Source organism: Beggiatoa alba B18LD (assembly GCF_000245015.1).
Classification (GTDB): Bacteria; Pseudomonadota; Gammaproteobacteria; order Beggiatoales; family Beggiatoaceae; genus Beggiatoa; species Beggiatoa alba.
Window position 1 is genome coordinate 451594 of record NZ_JH600070.1, and the last position, 20601, is coordinate 472194.

The 20601-nt window shown below is 41.7% G+C and carries 18 protein-coding genes; 10 read left to right on the forward strand and 8 right to left on the reverse strand.

Translation table 11 applies throughout. From position 1 onward, the window contains the following. Positions 1 to 137 precede the first annotated feature (137 nt). A complete protein-coding gene (locus BEGALDRAFT_RS01835) occupies positions 138 to 2315 on the reverse strand; it encodes an alkaline phosphatase D family protein (protein ID WP_002683086.1) in 2178 nt (725 codons plus the stop codon). A gap of 188 nt (positions 2316 to 2503) precedes the next feature. Between BEGALDRAFT_RS01835 and BEGALDRAFT_RS17715 the strand changes: the two genes are divergently transcribed. Beyond that, positions 2504 to 3037 carry a protein-tyrosine phosphatase family protein gene (locus BEGALDRAFT_RS17715; protein ID WP_002683089.1) on the forward strand — a complete coding sequence of 178 codons (534 nt, stop codon included), beginning with the start codon at positions 2504 to 2506 and terminating at the stop codon, positions 3035 to 3037. An 18-nt stretch (positions 3038 to 3055) separates the two neighbouring features. On the opposite strand, the gene BEGALDRAFT_RS01845 is transcribed toward BEGALDRAFT_RS17715, so the two are convergent. Next, entirely contained in the window at positions 3056 to 4162 is a 1107-nt protein-coding gene (locus BEGALDRAFT_RS01845; protein ID WP_157237531.1) for a hypothetical protein, read from the reverse strand. Between the two features lie 53 nt (positions 4163 to 4215). Then, positions 4216 to 4827, reverse strand: coding sequence for an outer membrane lipoprotein chaperone LolA (gene lolA, locus BEGALDRAFT_RS01850; RefSeq protein ID WP_002683092.1), 612 nt, complete (start codon positions 4825 to 4827; stop codon positions 4216 to 4218). 409 nt (positions 4828 to 5236) lie between these two features. On the opposite strand from lolA, the gene glcE reads away from it, so the two are divergent. From glcE to BEGALDRAFT_RS01875, 5 genes are all read left to right on the forward strand, one after another. After that, positions 5237 to 6292: a glycolate oxidase subunit GlcE gene (gene glcE, locus BEGALDRAFT_RS01855; RefSeq protein ID WP_002683093.1), complete on the forward strand. Its 1056-nt coding sequence runs from the start codon at positions 5237 to 5239 to the stop codon at positions 6290 to 6292. A 46-nt stretch (positions 6293 to 6338) separates the two neighbouring features. Then, entirely contained in the window at positions 6339 to 7565 is a 1227-nt protein-coding gene (gene glcF / locus BEGALDRAFT_RS01860; RefSeq protein ID WP_002683095.1) for a glycolate oxidase subunit GlcF, read from the forward strand. A 241-nt stretch (positions 7566 to 7806) separates the two neighbouring features. Next, complete coding sequence (locus BEGALDRAFT_RS01865) at positions 7807 to 9084, forward strand: NAD(P)/FAD-dependent oxidoreductase (RefSeq protein ID WP_002683097.1); 1278 nt, start codon at positions 7807 to 7809, stop codon at positions 9082 to 9084. Positions 9085 to 9150: 66 nt separating this feature from the next. Then, entirely contained in the window at positions 9151 to 12048 is a 2898-nt protein-coding gene (locus BEGALDRAFT_RS01870) for a CHAT domain-containing protein (RefSeq protein WP_002683098.1), read from the forward strand. 212 nt (positions 12049 to 12260) lie between these two features. Continuing rightward, the gene (locus tag BEGALDRAFT_RS01875) at positions 12261 to 12953 is read left to right on the forward strand and encodes a PocR ligand-binding domain-containing protein (protein WP_002683099.1); all 693 of its coding nucleotides are present in this window, start codon (positions 12261 to 12263) and stop codon (positions 12951 to 12953) included. Between the two features lie 36 nt (positions 12954 to 12989). Here the strand turns inward: BEGALDRAFT_RS01875 and rnhB are convergent, their stop codons facing one another. Next, positions 12990 to 13577 carry a ribonuclease HII gene (gene rnhB / locus BEGALDRAFT_RS01880; RefSeq protein WP_002683100.1) on the reverse strand — a complete coding sequence of 196 codons (588 nt, stop codon included), beginning with the start codon at positions 13575 to 13577 and terminating at the stop codon, positions 12990 to 12992. A gap of 198 nt (positions 13578 to 13775) precedes the next feature. Between rnhB and fabA the strand changes: the two genes are divergently transcribed. Then, the gene (gene fabA, locus BEGALDRAFT_RS01885) at positions 13776 to 14291 is read left to right on the forward strand and encodes a 3-hydroxyacyl-[acyl-carrier-protein] dehydratase FabA (protein WP_002683101.1); all 516 of its coding nucleotides are present in this window, start codon (positions 13776 to 13778) and stop codon (positions 14289 to 14291) included. Between the two features lie 18 nt (positions 14292 to 14309). Further along, positions 14310 to 15524, forward strand: a complete 1215-nt coding sequence (gene fabB, locus BEGALDRAFT_RS01890) for a beta-ketoacyl-ACP synthase I (protein WP_002683102.1) — start codon at positions 14310 to 14312, stop codon at positions 15522 to 15524. Positions 15525 to 15948: 424 nt separating this feature from the next. On the opposite strand, the gene BEGALDRAFT_RS01895 is transcribed toward fabB, so the two are convergent. From BEGALDRAFT_RS01895 to BEGALDRAFT_RS01905, 3 genes are read right to left on the reverse strand one after another with little or no spacing between them, the layout of a single operon-like run. Further along, positions 15949 to 16716 carry a glycoside hydrolase family 19 protein gene (locus tag BEGALDRAFT_RS01895; RefSeq protein ID WP_002683104.1) on the reverse strand — a complete coding sequence of 256 codons (768 nt, stop codon included), beginning with the start codon at positions 16714 to 16716 and terminating at the stop codon, positions 15949 to 15951. A gap of 45 nt (positions 16717 to 16761) precedes the next feature. After that, entirely contained in the window at positions 16762 to 17121 is a 360-nt protein-coding gene (locus tag BEGALDRAFT_RS01900; protein WP_198284589.1) for a DUF2304 domain-containing protein, read from the reverse strand. Positions 17122 to 17129: 8 nt separating this feature from the next. Continuing rightward, positions 17130 to 17864 carry a glycosyltransferase family 2 protein gene (locus tag BEGALDRAFT_RS01905; RefSeq protein WP_002683106.1) on the reverse strand — a complete coding sequence of 245 codons (735 nt, stop codon included), beginning with the start codon at positions 17862 to 17864 and terminating at the stop codon, positions 17130 to 17132. Between the two features lie 117 nt (positions 17865 to 17981). On the opposite strand from BEGALDRAFT_RS01905, the gene lptM reads away from it, so the two are divergent. Both lptM and lysA read left to right on the forward strand, forming a co-directional pair. After that, entirely contained in the window at positions 17982 to 18146 is a 165-nt protein-coding gene (gene lptM, locus BEGALDRAFT_RS19100) for an LPS translocon maturation chaperone LptM (RefSeq protein ID WP_002683108.1), read from the forward strand. An 11-nt stretch (positions 18147 to 18157) separates the two neighbouring features. After that, positions 18158 to 19408 carry a diaminopimelate decarboxylase gene (gene lysA / locus BEGALDRAFT_RS01910; protein WP_002683110.1) on the forward strand — a complete coding sequence of 417 codons (1251 nt, stop codon included), beginning with the start codon at positions 18158 to 18160 and terminating at the stop codon, positions 19406 to 19408. A gap of 157 nt (positions 19409 to 19565) precedes the next feature. On the opposite strand, the gene BEGALDRAFT_RS01915 is transcribed toward lysA, so the two are convergent. Next, complete coding sequence (locus tag BEGALDRAFT_RS01915) at positions 19566 to 20519, reverse strand: AAA family ATPase (protein ID WP_002683112.1); 954 nt, start codon at positions 20517 to 20519, stop codon at positions 19566 to 19568. Positions 20520 to 20601 lie beyond the last annotated feature (82 nt).

Genomic DNA, 20601 nt, shown 5'->3' on the forward strand with positions numbered 1-20601 from the left:
GTTAATCCTGAAAATCCTGATTCAGATAATGTTTTAATCTTGTCTGGTGAATTCTTTTTGCGCGTTCTGACAGACCTGCTAGGTTTTCAAAACCTAGTAGATTTCTGTTTTATTTTATAAAATTCGCAATACTGGGGTTAAATTAGGCTCAATTTTCCTGATTTTACTTGAAAACTGAGTGTTTGTACGTTATCACGAATTGCTTGACGATCATTATAATGATTTTCAAAAGCCACTTCTGCGGCTAGTAAGTGGTAATCAACCTCAATCGAGTCTGCGCTGACTTGCATGATAGAAACGCCGTTCGCGTTGCTATTTGCGTAGCTAATCATGGGGTTTGCTCGTCTTAATAAATAATCGATAGATGCGGTAATGGCTTCTACATTACTTAAGCCGATTTCTGTTGCTTGATTACTGGCTAGAGTGGAAAACGTTCCAGATGAAACAGATGTTCCTGTAAACTCGAAAGTTCTTTCGCCATGTTGTGATACGTAACTGGCGTGAATATCTCCTGCAATGCTAACGGTATTGGTTACGCTGTCTAATAATTCAACCAACGCAGCGCGTTTATTAACAAAACCGTCCCATTGGTCAACGTTGAAATAGAATAAATGACGATAGGCACTGGGTAAGCTATTTAATAAAGCAATAAAATCGGCAGGTAAGCCGTCTGTATTGGCTAAATCCAGTAATAAGCTGGTCAACGAGACTGAACTACCCACCACGCGCCAAGTTTGTGTCGAGTTTAATAACGTATTGCGTAACCATGTCTCTTGGGTTTGTCCTAAACCATTTTGTCCGCTGTCCCCTGAACCCATTAAATATTGATAGTTTGCATATAAATCATAAGATTGTTTAACCACTAAATAGCGCGAGCCTAAAGAGCTAAACAGGGATTGTTTGCCTAAGCCTAAGTAGGATAAACCTCTCGACATGTTCGCTAGTTGTGTATTGTCAAACAAGGGATATGGCGTACTTGTTGTTTGGTTATAGGATTGCAGCAGGTTATTGACAACGGTTGCATCTAAATTACCGCGAATAACGGTTGAAGCACGTTGTTGTGCGTCAGCGGTGGCAATTCCTTCGGCAAGATACGCCTGTGTTACTACAGCAGTTAAAATAACTTTTAATGTGGCTAACTCAGCTAAATCGATATTGAAATAGGGTAAGAAACTATTGCGGACAGTTTGAAAATCTAAACCTTGCGCGCTGATTAACTGTTGTAAGGTTGCCTCGTCTAGCACGACGGTTGCGGGGAATGCATCTTCTCGAATTAAATGATCAGGGCGATAGCTTCGATAATCGGTCATGATTAAATGCAAGTGTTTACCGAAATAAAATTCACGGTAAATCCGATTATTCGGGTATAACGTCGCTTCATTCACACTGATAGAGCCTTCACTCACTTCATCTAGGTCAACAGGCATATATTCCAACCATGCCCGCTCTGCATTTTGTCGCCGACTGATAGATAATTCATTGCGACGCTCATCGAAAGTTGTTGCTGTCGCGCCCCAGCAATCATCGGCAAATTCGTGATCATCCCAGATGGGAATCATGGGCATTGCTTCATGAACTTCTTGCAATAATGCATCACTGCGATAAGTGCGATATAGCTGCCGATAATTATCTAAAGATGCAGCTAAATAATAAGGTTGACCATTACTTGCATACGCAGTAATTGCATTTACTTGGTCAGTGAATTGAATAACGCGCACTCCGCTAGCATTTTGAAAACTAGGGTCGCCTGTACTTTCATAAACATAGTCGCCTAAATGAATAAAAAAGTCGGCTTGCTCATCTAATAATTTTACATAAGGGTTGTAATAACGACCGATATAATCCTGACAACTGACAAATCCAAATTTAACACTGACATCTGCTGTCGACACTGGCGCGGTCTTAGTTTTAGCGGTTTTTGTTGCGTAATAAACCCCATTTTTCAAATATAAAAAACGGTAGTAGTACGTTATTGCGGGAGTTAAACGAATCACTTTCACTTTAACGCAATGGTCATGATTTGCATAAGCGGTTACTGTGCTATCTACTAACTTTTGTGCAAAGTCGGCAGTGTTAGCCACTTGTAAACGTAGATTAAAATCGCCTGTTGCAGATTCGGCTAATCGAGTCCATAACACCACGCTATTGGCTTTAGGGTCGCCTGATGCGAGCGATTGTGGAAAATAGCCAGTTGCAACTTGAACGGGAATTTCATCATCATTGTTATTACATCCCCCCAATTGACTGCTTAACATCATCGTTCCCGCACTGATAACCACGGTATGCAAAAACTGACGGCGACTATATCCTGACATGATAACCCCTTGCTGTTATATAGAAAAAATGTGTGATAACGAGCAATGGTAAATAACTTTTATGAATACTCTGTGTCAGTCCATACGCCAGACTTAAATACAAACAGTGGCAATTTACAGATTTGAAGCGAGAAACCCACTATAATATGAAATAAATTTACTAAAAGATAAAATTTTCAGGAAAAACAATGACACTACAAACTTTGCCCGCACCAATTCATAATGCTTACTGGTTATGTCCTAATGAAATTCTATTAGGGAGTTACTTAGCAGATGATGTAGAACCCTTAAAGCTAAAGATTAAGAATCTATTAAAAATGGGGGTGACTTATTACGCGAATATGACGGCAGAAGGGGAGTATGGACGAAAGCCCTATCATCTTTTATTGCAAGAAGAAGCAGAAAAGCAACATATTCAAGTGGTACATCAACGCTTTTCAATTACAGACTTTGATATTCCCGTTGTGGAAAGAATGAAACATATTTTAGATTGTATCGACGCAGCCTTAGCGGTTAAGCATAAAGTTTATATTCATTGCATGGCGGGATTAGGAAGAACGGGCACAGTCGCAGGATGTTACTTAGTGCGTCATGGTATGACAGGGGCGGAAGCCTTAGAAGAAATTAAGCGACGCAAACAATATTCTATCTTTGCACGCATGGAATCGCCTATTACGCTACAACAGAAACAGATGGTATTAGATTGGCAAATAGGCGCGTGAATTTGTGTGTAAAAAGCCCTAACTCAGTTTTAAGCGTTTTGCAATTTTGCTGAATAAACTGCTTTTTGTGGCGACTTCTTTGGAAACTGATGGCATTGTTGGTGCGGGTTGCACGGGATTAATTAATAACAATCCTGTGGCAAAGCACGCATTATAAAACCCCGCAACGGTATCCCAATCAATTTGAAAACGTTGCGCAATATCTTGCAAGCTCAAACTTTGCGATGTCATGATAGTGGTTAAAGTCATATGAATTGGTTGGAAATCTAAACGGGATAAATTTGGCCATGCCTTTAAACGAACAGGAACATCGCTTTTATGTGTGGGAATTAGTTGCCCTTGAGACCCATAAACTGCCGCACTCCACAATACACTGGTAAAAGGAATAATTAATTGTCCTTTTGCCAAAATTTCCACATCAGTTTCTGATAATTTTGTACTACTGGTTACAACCGCCTCGCCATGCGTCATTTTCCGCAAATTCTCACGAGATACAGAGGTCGCTACAATCCCCTTTTTAGGGTCTAAAAATAGCGGGGAATGAGGTGGACAGAAAACTTGCATACACTGTTGTTCTGTTTGTGCTTTTAACAACACGAAGAATAAATTATTTTCTAGGGCTTTTGCATCCTGCACAGGTGGCGCGACTATGACAATAGTATTGTTCTCCACGTTTTTTGTAACAGAGGCTGTAGAAGTGCTGACAGCTTGCGTTTGATTTGTAGGATGGGCAGGTGTTTTAGTAACTATTTTTAAATCATTGTATAAATCGTAAATGACATCGCGTAAAGTTTGCACACGAACAGGTTTACATAAGACAGGGTAACGATGTTCACTTAAAGCATTATTAGATAATAAAAGTAATCCACGCCCGCTACGCGCGTTAAATTGATTATAAAAAGCTCGCCCATCAGGATTATCTACATCAACAATAACGACCTGACCATCAATATTTTCTTTATTTAAAATATTTACTTGTAGATTATTATGTTTAGCTAGTAACCCTGTTGCTACTTTTAAAACAGCCTGATCGGTTACTCCCAAGTCAACATAAGAAATTGTCAAATTGGCTTCTTCTTCAGGCATTGTCGTTCCCTGCATCATTAGTTTTGTTAGCGGTATCATGTGGTTGTGTTATCTTCAAACACATTGCGGCTGCAAGTAAGCCCTAAAGGTTTTTACATATCTTGAATGATATCAGTACCTGCGGGGGGCGTGAAAATAAATAAATCCTCATCAACAGCAATGTTTTTCTGCATTTTACTGAAGTTAATCAAACTTTTCTGTCCTAAATTATCCAACAATTCGATTTGTTTTAAAGTGTTATTTTCTAATGTTAAATTAAGCCTTTCAAATTGTGGATTTTCCCCTTTAGGGCGGACTTCTAACACAATCATATCATTTGTTACGGATAAGCGTTTAACTGTAAAATTATCATTCACATTCGTTTCGCTAGTTAGCAATAATGCAGGGGTTTGTCCTAATGCTTTATCTAACGCTTTTACCGTGATTTGGTCTAAGTCTGCATCATAAATCCAAACCCGTTCCCCATCAGCAATAATCAATTGTTCATAGGGTTTTTGATAAACCCAGCGGAATTTGCCTGGACGCTGAATATACATTTCACCGATGGATTCTTGTAATAACTCACCATTCTCAGCATACAAAGTTTGTGTAAACTGTGCGTGTAACGTTTTAAAGTTTTGTAGGAAATTATCTAACGCTTCGTCTGCTTTTACGACTTGAGCAAATAAGCATAAAATCACAACCCAAACATAATTCATTTTCATGTGAAAAATACAACCTTTAAAAAACAATAAAAAATTGAAATTATAAGTTATTTTTACGAGTGTTAGATATAGTGGATTTTCCCAATAAGACCTAATGACTTTCAATTGAGAAAAGAAGCATAGCTCGAAAGTAGAGTAATGCAATATTTACACCATGCCTTAGATAATCCTATTGAGAAAGACTATTGACAGGAAACTAACACGCTCAAAACCCACTTAAGACTGAAAAAAGTCTAATTGACATATCGGATAATTTTCCGCTTTATCTTGTTTTATACAAGATGTTCGGAACAAAAAAGACTGACATAGAAAGAAATCACCTAAATAGCCAATGACTGCCCCGTTTTGTTATGTTATGTGCAAGCCTTCATTGACCCGCGACTTGACCCAATAAAGCATAGAGTGACGCATGACAGATATTACTGACACCCTACAACACAGCGTACAAACGGCATACGCCCAACAAACGCCACTCCAACTTGTTGGCGGAAAAAGTAAAGATTTTTATGGGCGTATAAGCACAGGACAGGTTTTAAACCTCTCTGCACATCAAGGAATTATCGACTATGAACCCAGCGAGTTAGTTGTTACGGCTCGAGCAGGTACGCCCTTAATTGACCTACAAAAAGCCCTTGCTGACCGTGGTCAATGGTTAGCCTTTGACCCGCCCGCTTTTAGCGAACAAGCAACTTTTGGCGGTACAATCGCCTGTGGTTTATCAGGCACAACACGCCCCTATTATGGCGCAATGCGCGACTTTGTTTTAGGGGTAAAATGCCTCAATGGAAAAGGTGATATTTTACACTTTGGCGGACAAGTCATGAAAAATGTTGCAGGCTATGACGTGTCGCGCTTAATGGTCGGCGCACTAGGAACACTGGGCGTACTCCTAGAAATATCCTGTAAAGTTATGCCCATTCCCCCTGAACAAACAACGCTTGTGTTTGATTGTGATTTAAACACCGCGCTTGAAAAGATGACCTACTGGGGCAATCAAACAGTTCCTTTATCAGGTAGTTGCTACATAGACGGGCGTTTATATCTCCGCCTTAGCGGTGTCAGTATTCAATCCGCCCGCCAAAAAATTGGCGGTGAAACATTCAATAATGCCGACCCATTTTGGACAGATTTACGCGAACAACGGCTTGCTTTTTTCCAAACTACAAGCCCCATTTGGCGACTGTCACTCCCGCCGACAAGCCCTGCGCTCACACTGGCAGGCGATACACTGATTGAATGGGGTGGCGGTTTACGTTGGTTGACTAATAGCCCTGCAAACGCTGAAACGATTCGCACCACCGTCGCCACACTTGGCGGACATGCCACATTATTCAAAAATGGCGACCGTACAAGCGACATATTTCACCCACTGCCAGCCCCCTTACTGATATTACACCAACGTTTAAAACAACAGTTTGACCCTAAAGGTATTTTAAACCCGCAACGCATGGCACAAGCGTGGTAAAAACCGACTTATTTTTACTCTGTTTCTCGCGGTTACTTCTGACATTATGCAAACTAATTTAATCCCTGCTATTCAGCAAACCCCGCAAGGGCAAGAAGCTGATACCATTTTAAGAACCTGTGTACACTGCGGATTCTGTACTGCTGTCTGCCCCACTTACCAACTACTAGGCAATGAACTAGACAGCCCACGCGGGCGCATTTACCTCATAAAATCTTTTTTAGAAGGCAACCCCGCTACCGAAGAAACCCAGCAACATTTAGATTTATGCCTAACCTGTCGTGCCTGTGAAGCTGCCTGTCCTTCAGGGGTTAAATACGGACACCTGATTGATATTGGAAGATATTTATTACAAGACACCGTTCCCCGTTCCCGCTTTGACCGTTTTAAACGTTGGAGTGTGCGCCAAGTTCTGACCAATCCAACCTTATTTAATCCTTTATTACGTTTAGGGCAAACCCTGCGCCCCATCTTACCTGCCAGCATTAAAAACCACATTCCCCCCAAAGCTCGCGCAGAACCTTATCAACCCAATCCCCATCCACGTATCATGCTCGTGCTAAATGGCTGTGTACAACCTGCCCTTGCGCCAAAAACCAACGCAGACGCGATGAAAGTCCTCAATAAATTAGGTATTCGCCTCGTCAGTGCACCCCAAGCGGGCTGTTGTGGTGCTGTTGATTACCACCTCTCCGCCCATGAACAAGGACTCGCACGGATGCGCCAAAATATCGACGCATGGTGGAACTATATTGAACAAGGTGCAGAAGCGATTGTGATTACTGCGAGCGGTTGCGGAAATATGGTCAAAGAATACGCCTACTACCTCAAAGATGACCCAAACTATGCCAGCAAAGCCGAAAAAATTTCCGCTCTCTGCCGTGATTTAACCGAAATTATTTACCAAGAAGGTGTCGACAAACTCAAACCCGCACCCGATGCCCCGCCCAGTACCGAACTGGTTGCGGTTCACGTTCCCTGCTCACTTCAACATGCTCAACGCCAACCATTTATATTACCCAATATGCTAAAAAAATTAGGGTTTAAGCTGACTGTTGTCCCTGATGGGCATTTATGCTGTGGTTCTGCGGGTACTTATTCCCTCTTTAACAAAACTGTCTCCAATCAACTGCTAGATAACAAAATCACTGCATTAAAATCAGGACAACCCAGCGTTATCGTTACGGCAAATATTGGCTGTCAAACTCATCTACAAAGTAAAAGCGATATTCCTGTTAAACATTGGATTGAACTGGTTGCTGACCGTATTTAATGCTTTACTTGGTAGTAGTGCTAAACAAATTGGGTTTTAAATGCGTAAAACCTGATTCAGACAAAAGGGTTAAAATGAACCACTAAAACCCGACTTGTTTAGCACTACCCAATTTCATACTAGAAATAATGTGACTACTACCCCGCCGAGCCGTCCACAACACCCTTCATTTTTTTAACTTTTCACCCTGCCAATAGCTGAAACTATTGGACTCCTGCAACCAATTTAAGGAGTTTTACGCATGGCTCAATCTGCGCATATCCGTTCTTATTATGCGGCAAGCATTAATTTACCTTTAGCATTTTCCTCATTACAAACAGATGTTGATTGCGATGTCTGCATTATTGGCGGTGGTATTACGGGCTGTTCTGCTGCCTTAGAATTAGCCGAGCGTGGTTATCGTGTAGTGTTATTAGAAGGGCAACAAATTGGCTGGGGTGCGTCAGGACGTAGCGGCGGGCAAATTTTACAAGGTTTTGCTTGTGGACAAACGAAATTACAACGATTAGTAGGCAAAGAAACGGCGTTTCAATTATGGCAGTTTTCACTAGATGCCATTAATTTATTAAAACAACGCATTACTCAACACCAAATTCAATGCGACTTTCAACAAGGCATAGCAGAAGTTGCTGTAAAACCACGACAATATCATGACTTAAAAGTGGTGGCACAGGAGATGCAGACCGATTACCAGTATTCCAGCGTGCATTTTATGGAGCGTGAAGAACTTTGTTCCGTGTTAGCGACATCTCGCTATTTAGGCGGGATTTATGATGCAAATGGCGGACATATACACCCATTAAATTATACCTTAGGACTGGCGAAAGCCGCGCAACTGGCAGGTGCACACCTATTTGAGCAGTCTTTAGTTACAGGAATTACGCAGGGAAATCAGCCGATTGTTCATACCGCACAAGGGCAAGTTCGTTGTCAACACTTAATTTTGAGCGGTAATGCTTATTTACGCCATGTTATGCCGAGCATTGAGGCAATGGTCATGCCTGTTGGTACATATATTTTAGCAACTGAACCATTTGCAGAAGCGTCGCAATTAATCCGTAACAATATGGCGGTTGCCGATGTTAATTTTGTCTTAGATTACTTTCGTTTATCTGCGGATAATCGCTTGCTTTTTGGGGGACAAGTCAGCTATTCCACGATAGACCCGTTTAATTTAGAAGGGATTATGCGTCGGCATATGCTACGGGTTTTTCCACAATTGCACGCGGTTAAAACAGAATTTGTATGGGGCGGACATGTCGCAATTACGATTAACCGCGCCCCACATTTTGGACGAATTGGGAAAAACATTTATTTTGCCCATGGTTACTCAGGGCACGGCTTGGCAGTGGCAGGATTAGCAGGGCAGTTAATGGCGGAGGCAGTAGCAGGAACAGCGGAAAAATTCGATGTGTTTGGCAAAATTCCTCATTATCCCTTTATGGGCGGGCGTTGGCTACGAACACCCTTATTAGTTTTAGGAACAACTTATTATAAAATAAAAGATTATCTTGCTTAGGTGCAGTCAATGCACACCTTTATTTGCATTGAACCTACGTTATCATCCGTTGAATAGGTTAAGGTCATGCTTAAAAAACTCGTTTTCTCTTGGTTATTATGCTTGCCTGTATTGGCTTATAGCGCAAGCCCCCGCGAAGCGCATCAAGCCCTTTATCAAGAAGGGCGTACAGCCGAGTTAGCGGGCGATACAGAAACGGCATTAGCACGTTATCAACAAGCCTTAAACCTCAGTCGTGCCGATTGGGCGGAAGATAGCGCGTCGCTATTGCAAAGTATGGGCGATGTGTATAAGGCAAAAGCGCGTTATGCAGAGGCAGAAGCCGCTTATGCAGAATCGTTGGCAATTCGGGAAAAAGTCTTAGGCGCGGAACATGGCGCGGTAGCGGTGAGCTTGAACAATTTGGCAGGGGTTTATTATGAATTTGGTCGTTACACAGAGGCTGAAGCCTTATATAAACGCGCCTTAGCCATTGATGAGAAAGATGCGGGCGTGGACAGCGCGAAAGTGGCGATTCGCTTAAATAATTTAGCCGAGTTATACCGCAATTTAGGCAATTTTGCAGATGCCGAACTTTTATTACAACGGGCGTTAAAGATAGATAAAAGTGTGTCAGGCGAAAATAGCCCACGGGTTGCCATTCGTCTCAATAATTTAGCGGAGTTGTATCGACAAAAAGGGGATTATGCACAAGCAGAAACGTTGCTGTTATCTGCCTTAAAAATTGATGAAAAAGCCGTGCAGGCGAAAGAATTAGCCCCTGTAAATTTAGGGATTCGTTACAACAATTTAGGACAGTTATACCGCACGATTGGCGACTATCAACGGGCAAAGCCTTTGTATGAAAAAGCCTTAGCTATTTGGGAAAAAAGTTTAGGCAAAGAACATCCGATTGTGGGCGCAGGACTAAATAATTTAGGCTGGTTAGCTTATAACTTAAAAGATTATGCACAGTCTGAACAATTGTTAAAACGAGCCTTAGCCATTGCGCAGAAAGTTTATAAAACTGAACATCCTGATATTGCAAGAAATTTAAACAATTTAGGTTTGTTATATGCGACACAAGGTCAATATACACAAGCGGCTGATTATTATGCGCAAGCCTTCATAATTTGGGAAAAAGTTTATGGAAAAGACCACGCCAATGTTGCCATCACCTTAACCAATCAAGCTAAAATTTCCCTAGCACAACAAGATTTTAATAGCGCAGAAAATAAATTACAGCGTGCGCTCGGTATCGCTTTTGGCAGTGAACAACCTTTGTTATTGTGGAAAGTATTGGACACATTAAGCCGTGTTTATAATGCGGAAAAACAATTCGATAGCGCGATTTTTGTCGGTAAACAAGCCGTAAATACCTTGCAAACCTTACGGGTTAATTTGGCAAAAATGGACAAAGAACTACAGCGGAGTTTTTTAACCGATAAAGAAGATGTTTATCGCCATTTAGCTGATTTGCTAACTAATCAAGGACGTTTATCCGAAGCACAACAAGTGTTGATGATGTTGAAAGAAGAAGAATATTTTGATTTTATTCGTCGTGATAGCAATGTTACGGATGTCCGTCGTTTGCAGGCAAATTACAGCGAAGCAGAGCAACCTTGGGTAACACGTGGCAATGAATTAAATCAACAAATTAGCAATATTGCTGAATCCATCCGCACGTTACGGCAAAAATTACAGTTAAGCCCTGAAGAACAAAAACGTTTAGTGGCGTTACAACAAGAATCTGATGAAAAATTTCTCGAATTAGAGCAGTATTTATCCGAAGTTAAACAAAGCTTTGCCCGCCAAGAACAACGTCGCCAACAAGCAGGAGAACGCGCGGAAGCAAGCACTGTTTGCGCAGGACAAAATGATTTCCCACAAAATCAAAAAGCCTTAGACAGTTTAGTAGCGTTACAGAAAACGTTACGGGAACTCAGTCAAGATGCTGTATTAATTAATTATTTAATCACTCGTGATAAATTGCGAATGATTTTAACGACAGCGAATGAACAGCTTTGTCGTGATGCCCCGATTAGCGACGCGGCGTTGAACGACACTATTTTAAAATTTCGTACCGCTTTGCAAGATGTGCGTCGCCCGCCCTTAAAATTAGCGAATGATTTGTATCACGTGCTGATTGAACCTGTTGCTGATGACCTGCAACGGGTAGGCGCAAAAACGTTGATGTTGTCCTTAGATGGACGTTTACGCTATATCCCTTTTTCTGCTTTATATGATGGGCAAGAATATCTTGCTGAAAAATACGCAATTTCTCTGCTCATAGAAGTTGGGCGCGATAAAATCACCATTCAGCCTCATAGTGAATGGAGTTTAGCGGGTTTAGGTTTAACAAAAGCCGTTCGCAACTTTAACCCTTTGCCTGCCGTAGAGAAAGAGCTAGAAACTATCGTAAAACAAAAATCGGGCGAAAGTGGCATCTTGCCTGGTATTATTCGCTTAAATGATAAATTTACCCCGCAAACCTTGCGCGAAGTGTTACACAAAACAACGTATCCCGTTTTACACATCGCCAGTCATTTCGTGTTTAAAACAGGCACAGACCAAGATTCGTTTTTACTCATGGGCGATGGGAGTGAGTTGACCTTAGCTGATATTCGTAACAGTTATCGATTTGATAATATTGATTTACTCACTTTATCCGCTTGTGAAACGGCGGTCGGCGATTTTAGCAACGGGCGAGAAGTAGAAGGCTTTGCCGCACTGGCACAACGTCAAGGGGCAAAAAGCGTCATTGCAACTTTATGGCCTGTGGATGATGAAAGTACAGGCGCATTTATGCAATTTTTGTATAAAATTCATACTGAAAATAAAGGGATGACGAAAGGTGCAGCATTACAAGCGACACAACAAGCGTTTATCAATGCGCGCAAAATAGGGCAGGTGAATAAATACCCAACTTATTATGAACATCCTTATTATTGGGCGCCATTCATTATGATGGGTAACTGGCTATAAGGTCTTATGATGGCTAATACGGAAATATCCTTATTGTATTAGCCAATTTAATTATTTTCATGTGTTAAATTAAACTTATTTAATACATTCTCGTTCATTTTTGCCATACTTTCCTTGAAGGGATAATAATTATCTAAATCTCTCGATATCTGAGTCTTTACGTCACAAGCTAGGTTTTACCTATTCATAAAACCAAAAGAGGAAAGGAAAAAATGAGTCATTTATACACGATTAAGTCTATATCGAACCTGCAATCAAACCCGCTATTAAAACACTTTAGCGTTGATAAACTACAAGTTTTACAAGACCAATTCGCAACTAAAACAGGGGTTGCTTCACTGATTATCCATCCTGATGGCTTACCCATTACCAAACCAAGCAACTTCTCCCGTTTATGCCAACTGATTCGCAGTACAGAAAGAGGCAATGCTAATTGCATGAAATCAGATGCCATGATTGGGAAATCAGATTCACATGGCCCAATTATCCAACCTTGTTTAAGTGGTGGATTATGGGATTCGGGCGCGAGCATTTACCATCAGAATAGCCATGTTGCAAGCTGGTTAATTGGGCAAGTCTTTAATGAAGCGCAAGTGCAAAAGCTCGATAAAATGATGCTCTACGGGCACACCATTGGGGCAAATATGGAAGAGTTTAGCTACGCTATCTCTTTTGCAACGGTAATGAGTCAGCACAAATTTACCTGTCTAAGCAATATTCTCTTTGTGTTTAACAAACAGCTTTCTGCCTTTATTTCTGGGGATGGCGAGCAATCACTGGCGGAAAATCGCCAACAACTCGCCAGTCTTATTGAACAACATACTACTTTTTCACCCCTTTATGAGGTTTGGGAACAAATGCACCGTTTTTATGAACAAAGTCGAGTATTGCGTCAAATTGCTTAATAACTAAAATGAATTTGTTACCACTGCCTGCCGAATTCATACCGATGTTAAACACGCTTTAACAGGTGCAAAAGAACGGCGATGAATAGGGCTAACCCCATGTTGTTGTAAAGCTAATAGATGTGCTTTTGTGGGGTAGCCTTTATGTTGCGCCAGTCCATACAACGGATATTGTTTATCTAATTCCACCATCTCCTGATCACGCACCACTTTTGCCAAAATAGACGCGGCACTGATAGCGGGCACAGTTTTATCTCCCTGCACAATGGCTTGTGTTGGATAAGGCAGAATTGGGCATTTATTGCCATCCACTAAAACTAATTGAGGTGTTACCCCTAACTGTGCAACCGCACGTTGCATTGCTAATAAACTCGCTTGCAAAATATTAATGGCATCAATTTCTTCCACCTCAGCACGTCCTAATGCCCATGCTAATGCCTGTTCTCGAATCTCATCTGCTAAGATTAACCGACGCTTTTCACTCAATACTTTAGAATCTGCTAGACCAATAATCGGCTTTTCAGGATTTAAAATAACTGCTGCTGCAACAACCGCTCCCGCTAAAGGACCACGTCCAACTTCATCTACCCCTGCTACCAACTCTGAAATTTGCATATTCAACATAAAAATCATCCAATTATAAATAAAAATCCATGAAAAATAGAAAAAACGCGATTTTAACCTGAGATTCCCCTAAAATACACAACCTTTTAAGAATAATCCCTGCTATCTAAGCGAATTAATGCTAAATTAGCACATTTTAATTACCCAATATTCCAATGAAATCATCATCGATGCGTTGGTGACAAACAGGAAACCTCAATGGAACAGAAAAACAGCTATATTTATGAAGAACTATTGCAATGTGCGCGTGGCGAAATGTTTGGAGCGGGCAATGCTCAACTACCCTTGCCACCAATGCTCATGTTTGATCGAATAGTCACCATTACTGAGGATGGCGGTTTATTTGGTAAAGGAAATATTGTTGCTGAATTAGATATAGAACCCCATTTATGGTTTTTTGACTGCCATTTTATTGGCGACCCTGTGATGCCTGGTTGCTTAGGATTAGATGCGATGTGGCAATTAATTGGTTTCTACTTAGGCTGGTTAGGTGGACCTGGACGGGGACGCGCTTTAGGATCAGGGGAAGTAAAATTTACAGGGCAAGTCACCCCAAAAAATAAATTGGTGACCTATCGAATCGATATTAAGCGCACCATCATGCGTAAATTAGTCATGGGTATTGGTGATGCGGTGATGTTGGTGGATGGCAAAGAAATCTATAACGCGAAAGATTTACGTGTCGGTTTATTTACCTCTACCGATAGTTTCTAAGATAAAAGGAGAATTATAGTGAGACGTGTTGTGGTGACAGGGCTGGGAATTGTTTGCAGTATCGGCAACAATAAACAGGAAGTACTCACCTCCCTGCGTGAAGGACGCTCAGGTATTAGCTTTTCTCAAGAATATGCCGATCTTGGTTTTCGTTCCCATGTTCATGGCGCGATCAAGTTAGACCTAGATGCAAACATTGATAGAAAAATAAAAAGATTTATGGGCGATGCAGCCGCTTTTAATTATATCGCCATGCAAGAAGCGATAGCGGACGCGGGCTTAAGTGAGGCGGATGTCTCCAACGAACGCACGGGCATTATTACAGGTTCTGGTGGTGCATCTCCTGCTAACCAAGTATTAGCAACGGATTTACTGCGTAGTAAAGGCGTGCGTAAAGTCGGTCCTTATATGGTCACACGGACGATGGCAAATACGACATCAGCGTGTTTAGCAACACCCTTTAAAATCAAAGGGGTGAATTATTCCATCAGCTCCGCTTGTGCAACCAGTGCGCACTGTATTGGCAATGGGACTGAACTCATACAGTTAGGAAAACAAGATATTGTTTTTGCTGGTGGAGGGGAAGAAGTCCATTGGAGTTTAACCCTCCTGTTTGATGCAATGGGCGCGTTATCCTCCAAATATAACGACACACCAGAAACCGCTTCCCGCCCTTATGATGCAAGCCGCGACGGCTTTGTCGCTTCAGGTGGTGGTGGGATTGTCGTTTTAGAAGAGTTAAATCATGCCTTAGCCCGTGGTGCAAAAATTTACGGCGAAGTCGTCGGCTATGGCGCAACTTCCGACGGTTATGATATGGTGCAACCTTCAGGCGAAGGCGCGATTCGCTGTATGCGTCAAGCACTTGCAACCACACAAGGGAAAATTGACTATATCAACGCACATGGGACAAGCACACCCGTTGGCGACATCCGCGAATTAGAAGCGATTAAAGGCGTATTCGCAAATGACATTCCGCCCGTTAGCTCCACAAAATCTTTAACAGGTCATGCATTAGGCGCGGCAGGTGTGAATGAAGCAATTTATAGCTTAATCATGATGGAGCATAACTTCATCAGTGCATCAGCAAATATCACTGAGTTAGACGAAGGTGCAGCAGGTGTGCCGATTGTGCGCGAATACCGCGACGCAACGTTAAATACAGTGATGTCTAATAGCTTTGGGTTTGGCGGTACTAATGCAACGCTAGTATTCCAACGTTATCAAGGTTAAGAACCCAATTTTAGGGCTGGCAATTCTGTGAGGACTGCCAGCCCTTTCTTTTTTATCAACAGGTATAGTAAACGTAACCTGAGTACGGCGAGTTTCTTTTAAAAAGACAACAGTTTGAATGTTGTAGGGTGGAATAGCGAAGCGTATTCCACCTTGAAATTCTGCAAAAACTGAGCAAAAACAGATTATATAGTAACCATATCATAAAGTGATTTAAATCTAGGACTGGCAGTCCTGTGAGGACTGCCAGTCCTTCATGTCGTTTTATAATACGTTTGCTATAAATCGTATGGTGGAATACGCTTTGTTATTCCACCCTACATTTTTTAGTTGAAAAATTCTAAAAGGTTTTCGCCACTCGCCGAACTAGCGTTAAATTTAGGACTGCCAGTCATCGGCATCGTTTTATAGTACGTTTACTATATTAAACCGCTTGCCCTTCCAAAATTGCCAAGCCTTTTAAATAAGCCTCGCTGAACTCTTTTAAACCATGAGAACCGCCATTAATAGCACGGCGTGCGCTTTTTAAATCATTATTTTCTAATGCCCGTCGAATGCGGGTTTCTTTGTCTAGGATAAAACGGGCGAGTAATTCAGCCGCTATCATGGGGTCATTAGCGAGGTCTGGATTATCAATCAATGCTGTTTCTAACTTTAGAATATCGCCATATTTCTGATAATTTGCCCGTCCTGTCAGTTGAATAAAGCCACGACCTTTAAAGCGTTCACCATCGGGCGCACCTTGGTTGCCTAAATCAGCACGGTTGTCGTAAAGGTCAAACGGGCGACCATTTGGAGACGTATTATATTTAGATTTATATTCGCTAATGGGTTCAAAGCGTACAGATTCAGCGCGAATAGTAGCGATGGCGAGTAAGACTAATTTTTTATCTGTCAGTCCTATCGTTTGAAATGCCGATAAGATAGTCATGAGATATTTTTCTATGTTACGGCGGGAAACACTGGGAAAGAGCGTGGCAACAAATTCTATTGTGAATGGGGTTAATGCTTCAGAAAGAACGGGATTAACTGGGACATCTGGCGTTTTTATTGCGTTTTCTGTGTTGACTGAAGACGAGGGAGGAATTTCCGTCGCTGATGTTGTTGGCGCAGATGCAGGGCTTGTATTATTGATATCTAGGTTAAACCCCATTTCTTGCAGTTTTTTTAAATTATCGTTGGTTTCTGACATGATATGCAGGGCTCTTTTAAGGGTGTTTAAGTAGCAGACAGTTGCTTATTTATCATCAGATAACTCATCAATAGGCTGTTTACGGTTTTGATGATGTTCCGCTTCTAACAATGCTAATCGTTGCGCTAAACGACGCATTTTGCGTTCTAGTTGCGACTGATGTAAATCAATGCTTAATACTTTGATTAATATCATACTCATCCCTAAAACAAATAGTAGGGTCGGCGGGTAATTAATGCCGAGTTTGAGCGCGAAATAGTCGATAATTTTTGGAAAAACGCCCAGTAGCACGACAAAAAATGCAGTGCATAGCCACCAAAAAGCATGTCGACCATGTAAACGGTCTCGGCGAATTAGCCAGAGAATCGTTGTTGCAAGTCCAAATCCTAAAATTGCAGAAGTCACTTGGTAGGTCATTTAAAAATAAGGGGGTTAAATGGTTTAAGTTGCCTGATTTTAATGCGCTTTGAGCGTGCAAGGCAAAGAATAAGCGTGTAAATCATGTAATGAGTGACTGCCCACCATGAGCTGAATATCCGTGAATGCCCATTGCGACGGGGTTGCATGGAAATCGGCACTTCTTCAATGATTAAATTGTTTTGAGAAAGGAGCATTAAAACCCCCATATCTTGATAATCAAGAAGCGTTGCTTCACTAGAGGCAAGAATATTAATGGCTTTTTGATTATACCCCCTAAGCCCTGACGTTAAATCTTCTAATGTTACGCCTGAAAGCCAGCGAAACAGTGACCATGCAAAACGGCGGGCAAAACTACCTCGTTGGGGGTGTGCACCGATAACAACATCACAGTTAGCAGGAGCTAGTGCTGCAAGGAGAATGGGAATTGAGTCGGGTTCATGTTGTCCGTCTGCATCCATCGTAATGGCAACCGCATAACCTTGTTGCCATGCGTAGCGTAATCCTGTTTGTGTTGCGCCCCATGCGCCAAGTGAATAAGCCAATGGAATAACATAAGCTCCCGCTTGTCGAGCAATGCTAGCTGTTTCATCTTGGCTGGCATCATCAATAACGATGATTTGACCTGAAAAACAACGTTTAATCCCTCGTATAACAGCACCAACACTGTCGGCTTCGTTTTTTGCAGGGATAAGAATAGCAATATTTTTATGTAACTCAGAATCTTGCATTATGTTGTACGTGAGAAAAAGATTTTTATCTTATCATATTGATATGTACTTACTGATGATTGTGGTGGGTCATTGGACGGTTTTATAGTTATTATCTCTTATTTTGCGCGAATTTTTATGAAAAAATTATCAAGTTTATCTATTGTGTTGTGGTGTTGTAGCTTGGCAGCTTGTGGGCAGAAAGGAGATTTAGTGCGTCCTGTGCCTGAAGAAGTACAAGCGATGTCTGCAACAGCGAAGAAAACACCTGAACCGCCCGTAACTCCTAAGACCAATGAATGAGATTGAAATAAATGGATTGTTTTCAGTATAAAAATGGCGTGTTACACGCTGAAGATGTCAATTTAGTCGACATAGCGCAACAATATGGCACGCCGTGCTATGTGTATTCCCGAACAGCAATAGAGCAACAATGGCATTTATTTAATAATGCATTGGCGAATTACCCGCATTTAATTTGCTATGCCGTGAAAGCAAATTCCAGTCTTGCTATTTTAAATGTCCTTGCTCAATTAGGTGCAGGGTTTGATATTGTCTCAGGTGGCGAGCTAGAGCGCGTATTACAAGCAGGCGGACAGGCAAATAAGATTGTCTTTTCAGGCGTTGGTAAAACTGTTGCAGAAATACGACGCGCTTTAGAAGTCGGCATTTTTTGTTTCAATGTCGAATCAGAAGCAGAACTATTGCGCATAAATGAGATTGCGGGACAAATTGGCAAGCGTGCGCCTATATCGTTGCGCGTTAATCCTGATGTAGATGCGCAAACACATCCTTATATCTCAACAGGGATGAAGCAAAATAAATTCGGTATTGATATTACTCTCGCGCCACAAGTCTATGCCATGGCAGCACAATTGCCACATATTGATATTACAGGGGTTGACTGTCATATCGGTTCGCAATTAACCACGATTACACCCTTTATCGATGCCGCACAACGGGTGATGCAATTGGTAGAAGGTTTAAAACAGCAAGGAATCACGTTAAAGCATATCGATTTTGGAGGAGGATTAGGGGTTCAATACAACGCAGAAACCCCGCCAAGTGTCGCAGATTATGCACAAGCCTTGCAAAGTGTTGTAGGAAATAGTCCTTATCAATTGGTTTTTGAACCGGGACGAGTGATTGTAGCGAATGCAGGCGTATTAGTGACAAAGGTTGAATATTTAAAGCAAACGCCTGACAAACATTTTGCCATTATCGATGCTGCGATGAACGACTTAATTCGCCCTGCGTTATATAGCGCGTGGCAAGCAGTCAGCCCCATCGCACCACATCAACAAGGAACGTTACAAACCTATGATATTGTCGGTCCTATTTGTGAAACAGGCGATTTTTTAGCAAAAGACCGTGAATTGATTCTACAAGCAGGGGATTTATTAGCGATTCGTTCCGCAGGAGCTTATGGTTTTGCAATGAGTTCTAACTATAACACTCGCCCACGGGTTGCGGAGATTATGGTATATGGTAGAGAAAGTCGAATTATTCGTCAGCGGGAGATGTTAGCCGATTTGTGGGCATTAGAAAGCGTTTGGGCGTATTAAAAAATTATCTGAATCAGGATTAGCAGGATTTAAAACCCGCAAACCAAAAAGTCAGGTGAATGACGCTTTTTAATCCTGCTAATCCTGAAAATCCTGTGAATCCTGATTCAGACAAATGCTTGTCTTTTTAACAGAAACTCGCCGAACTCGGGTTACGTTATGGAATCGGCACAGATTCTAATAAGTGTTGTACCAAACTTTGTATATTGTGTTCTTCTGCCGCGCCCATCAGGCGATGACCAACGACACCCGCAATAATCGCTTGTACATCATCAGGCAGTACATAGTCACGCCCGTGTATCAATGCCCATGCTTGCGCGCTGTGTATTAGGGATAAGCCTGCGCGGGGAGATAAGCCAAGACGGTAGCGAGTAGATTGGCGGGTAAATTCTAAAATGGCTTGTACGTAGTCAATCAGTGCGTCAGAGACGTGTACTTGTGGGACAGCCGATTGTAATTCAAGAATTTCTGCAAGGTTAATCGCGGCTTGTAAATCGTCAATCATTTCGCGACGGTCGCGCCCTTTGAGTAACGCCCGCTCGGTTTCTTTATTAGGATAGCCTAGTTCTAAACGCATCATAAATCGGTCAAGCTGGGATTCTGGTAGTGGGAATGTACCGATTTGGTGGAGTGGGTTTTGTGTGGCAAGTACAAAAAACGGCTTAGGTAGCGGGTGGGTTTGTCCTTCTATGGTAACTTGGTGTTCTTCCATCGCTTCTAATAAAGCACTTTGGGTTTTCGGTGTTGCACGGTTGACTTCGTCAGCAAGTACCATTTGCGCGAAAATGGGTCCAATATGAAATTGAAATTGTTCAGATTCTTTGTTGTAGATGGAAACGCCAATGATATCAGCGGGGAGTAAATCGCTGGTGAATTGAATCCGTTGGAAACTTAAGCCTAAAGTTTTTGCTAATACATGCGCTAGTGTTGTTTTTCCAACACCAGGCACATCTTCTAATAGGACGTGTCCTCTTGCGAGTAAACAGGTTAGCACTAAACGAATTTGTTGTTCTTTACCTAGAATCACTTGTGTAATTTGTTGTATGACTTGGTTGATTAAGGTTTGATAATGTGTGACTGGTAAATGTGTTGTCGGTTGTGTTGCTGTCATAAGTTGAAACTCGGTTGTTTTATTGAAAGAAACAATCTGTTTAGTGCCAAAAAATTAAGATGGCAAAATCGTAAGGTGTATT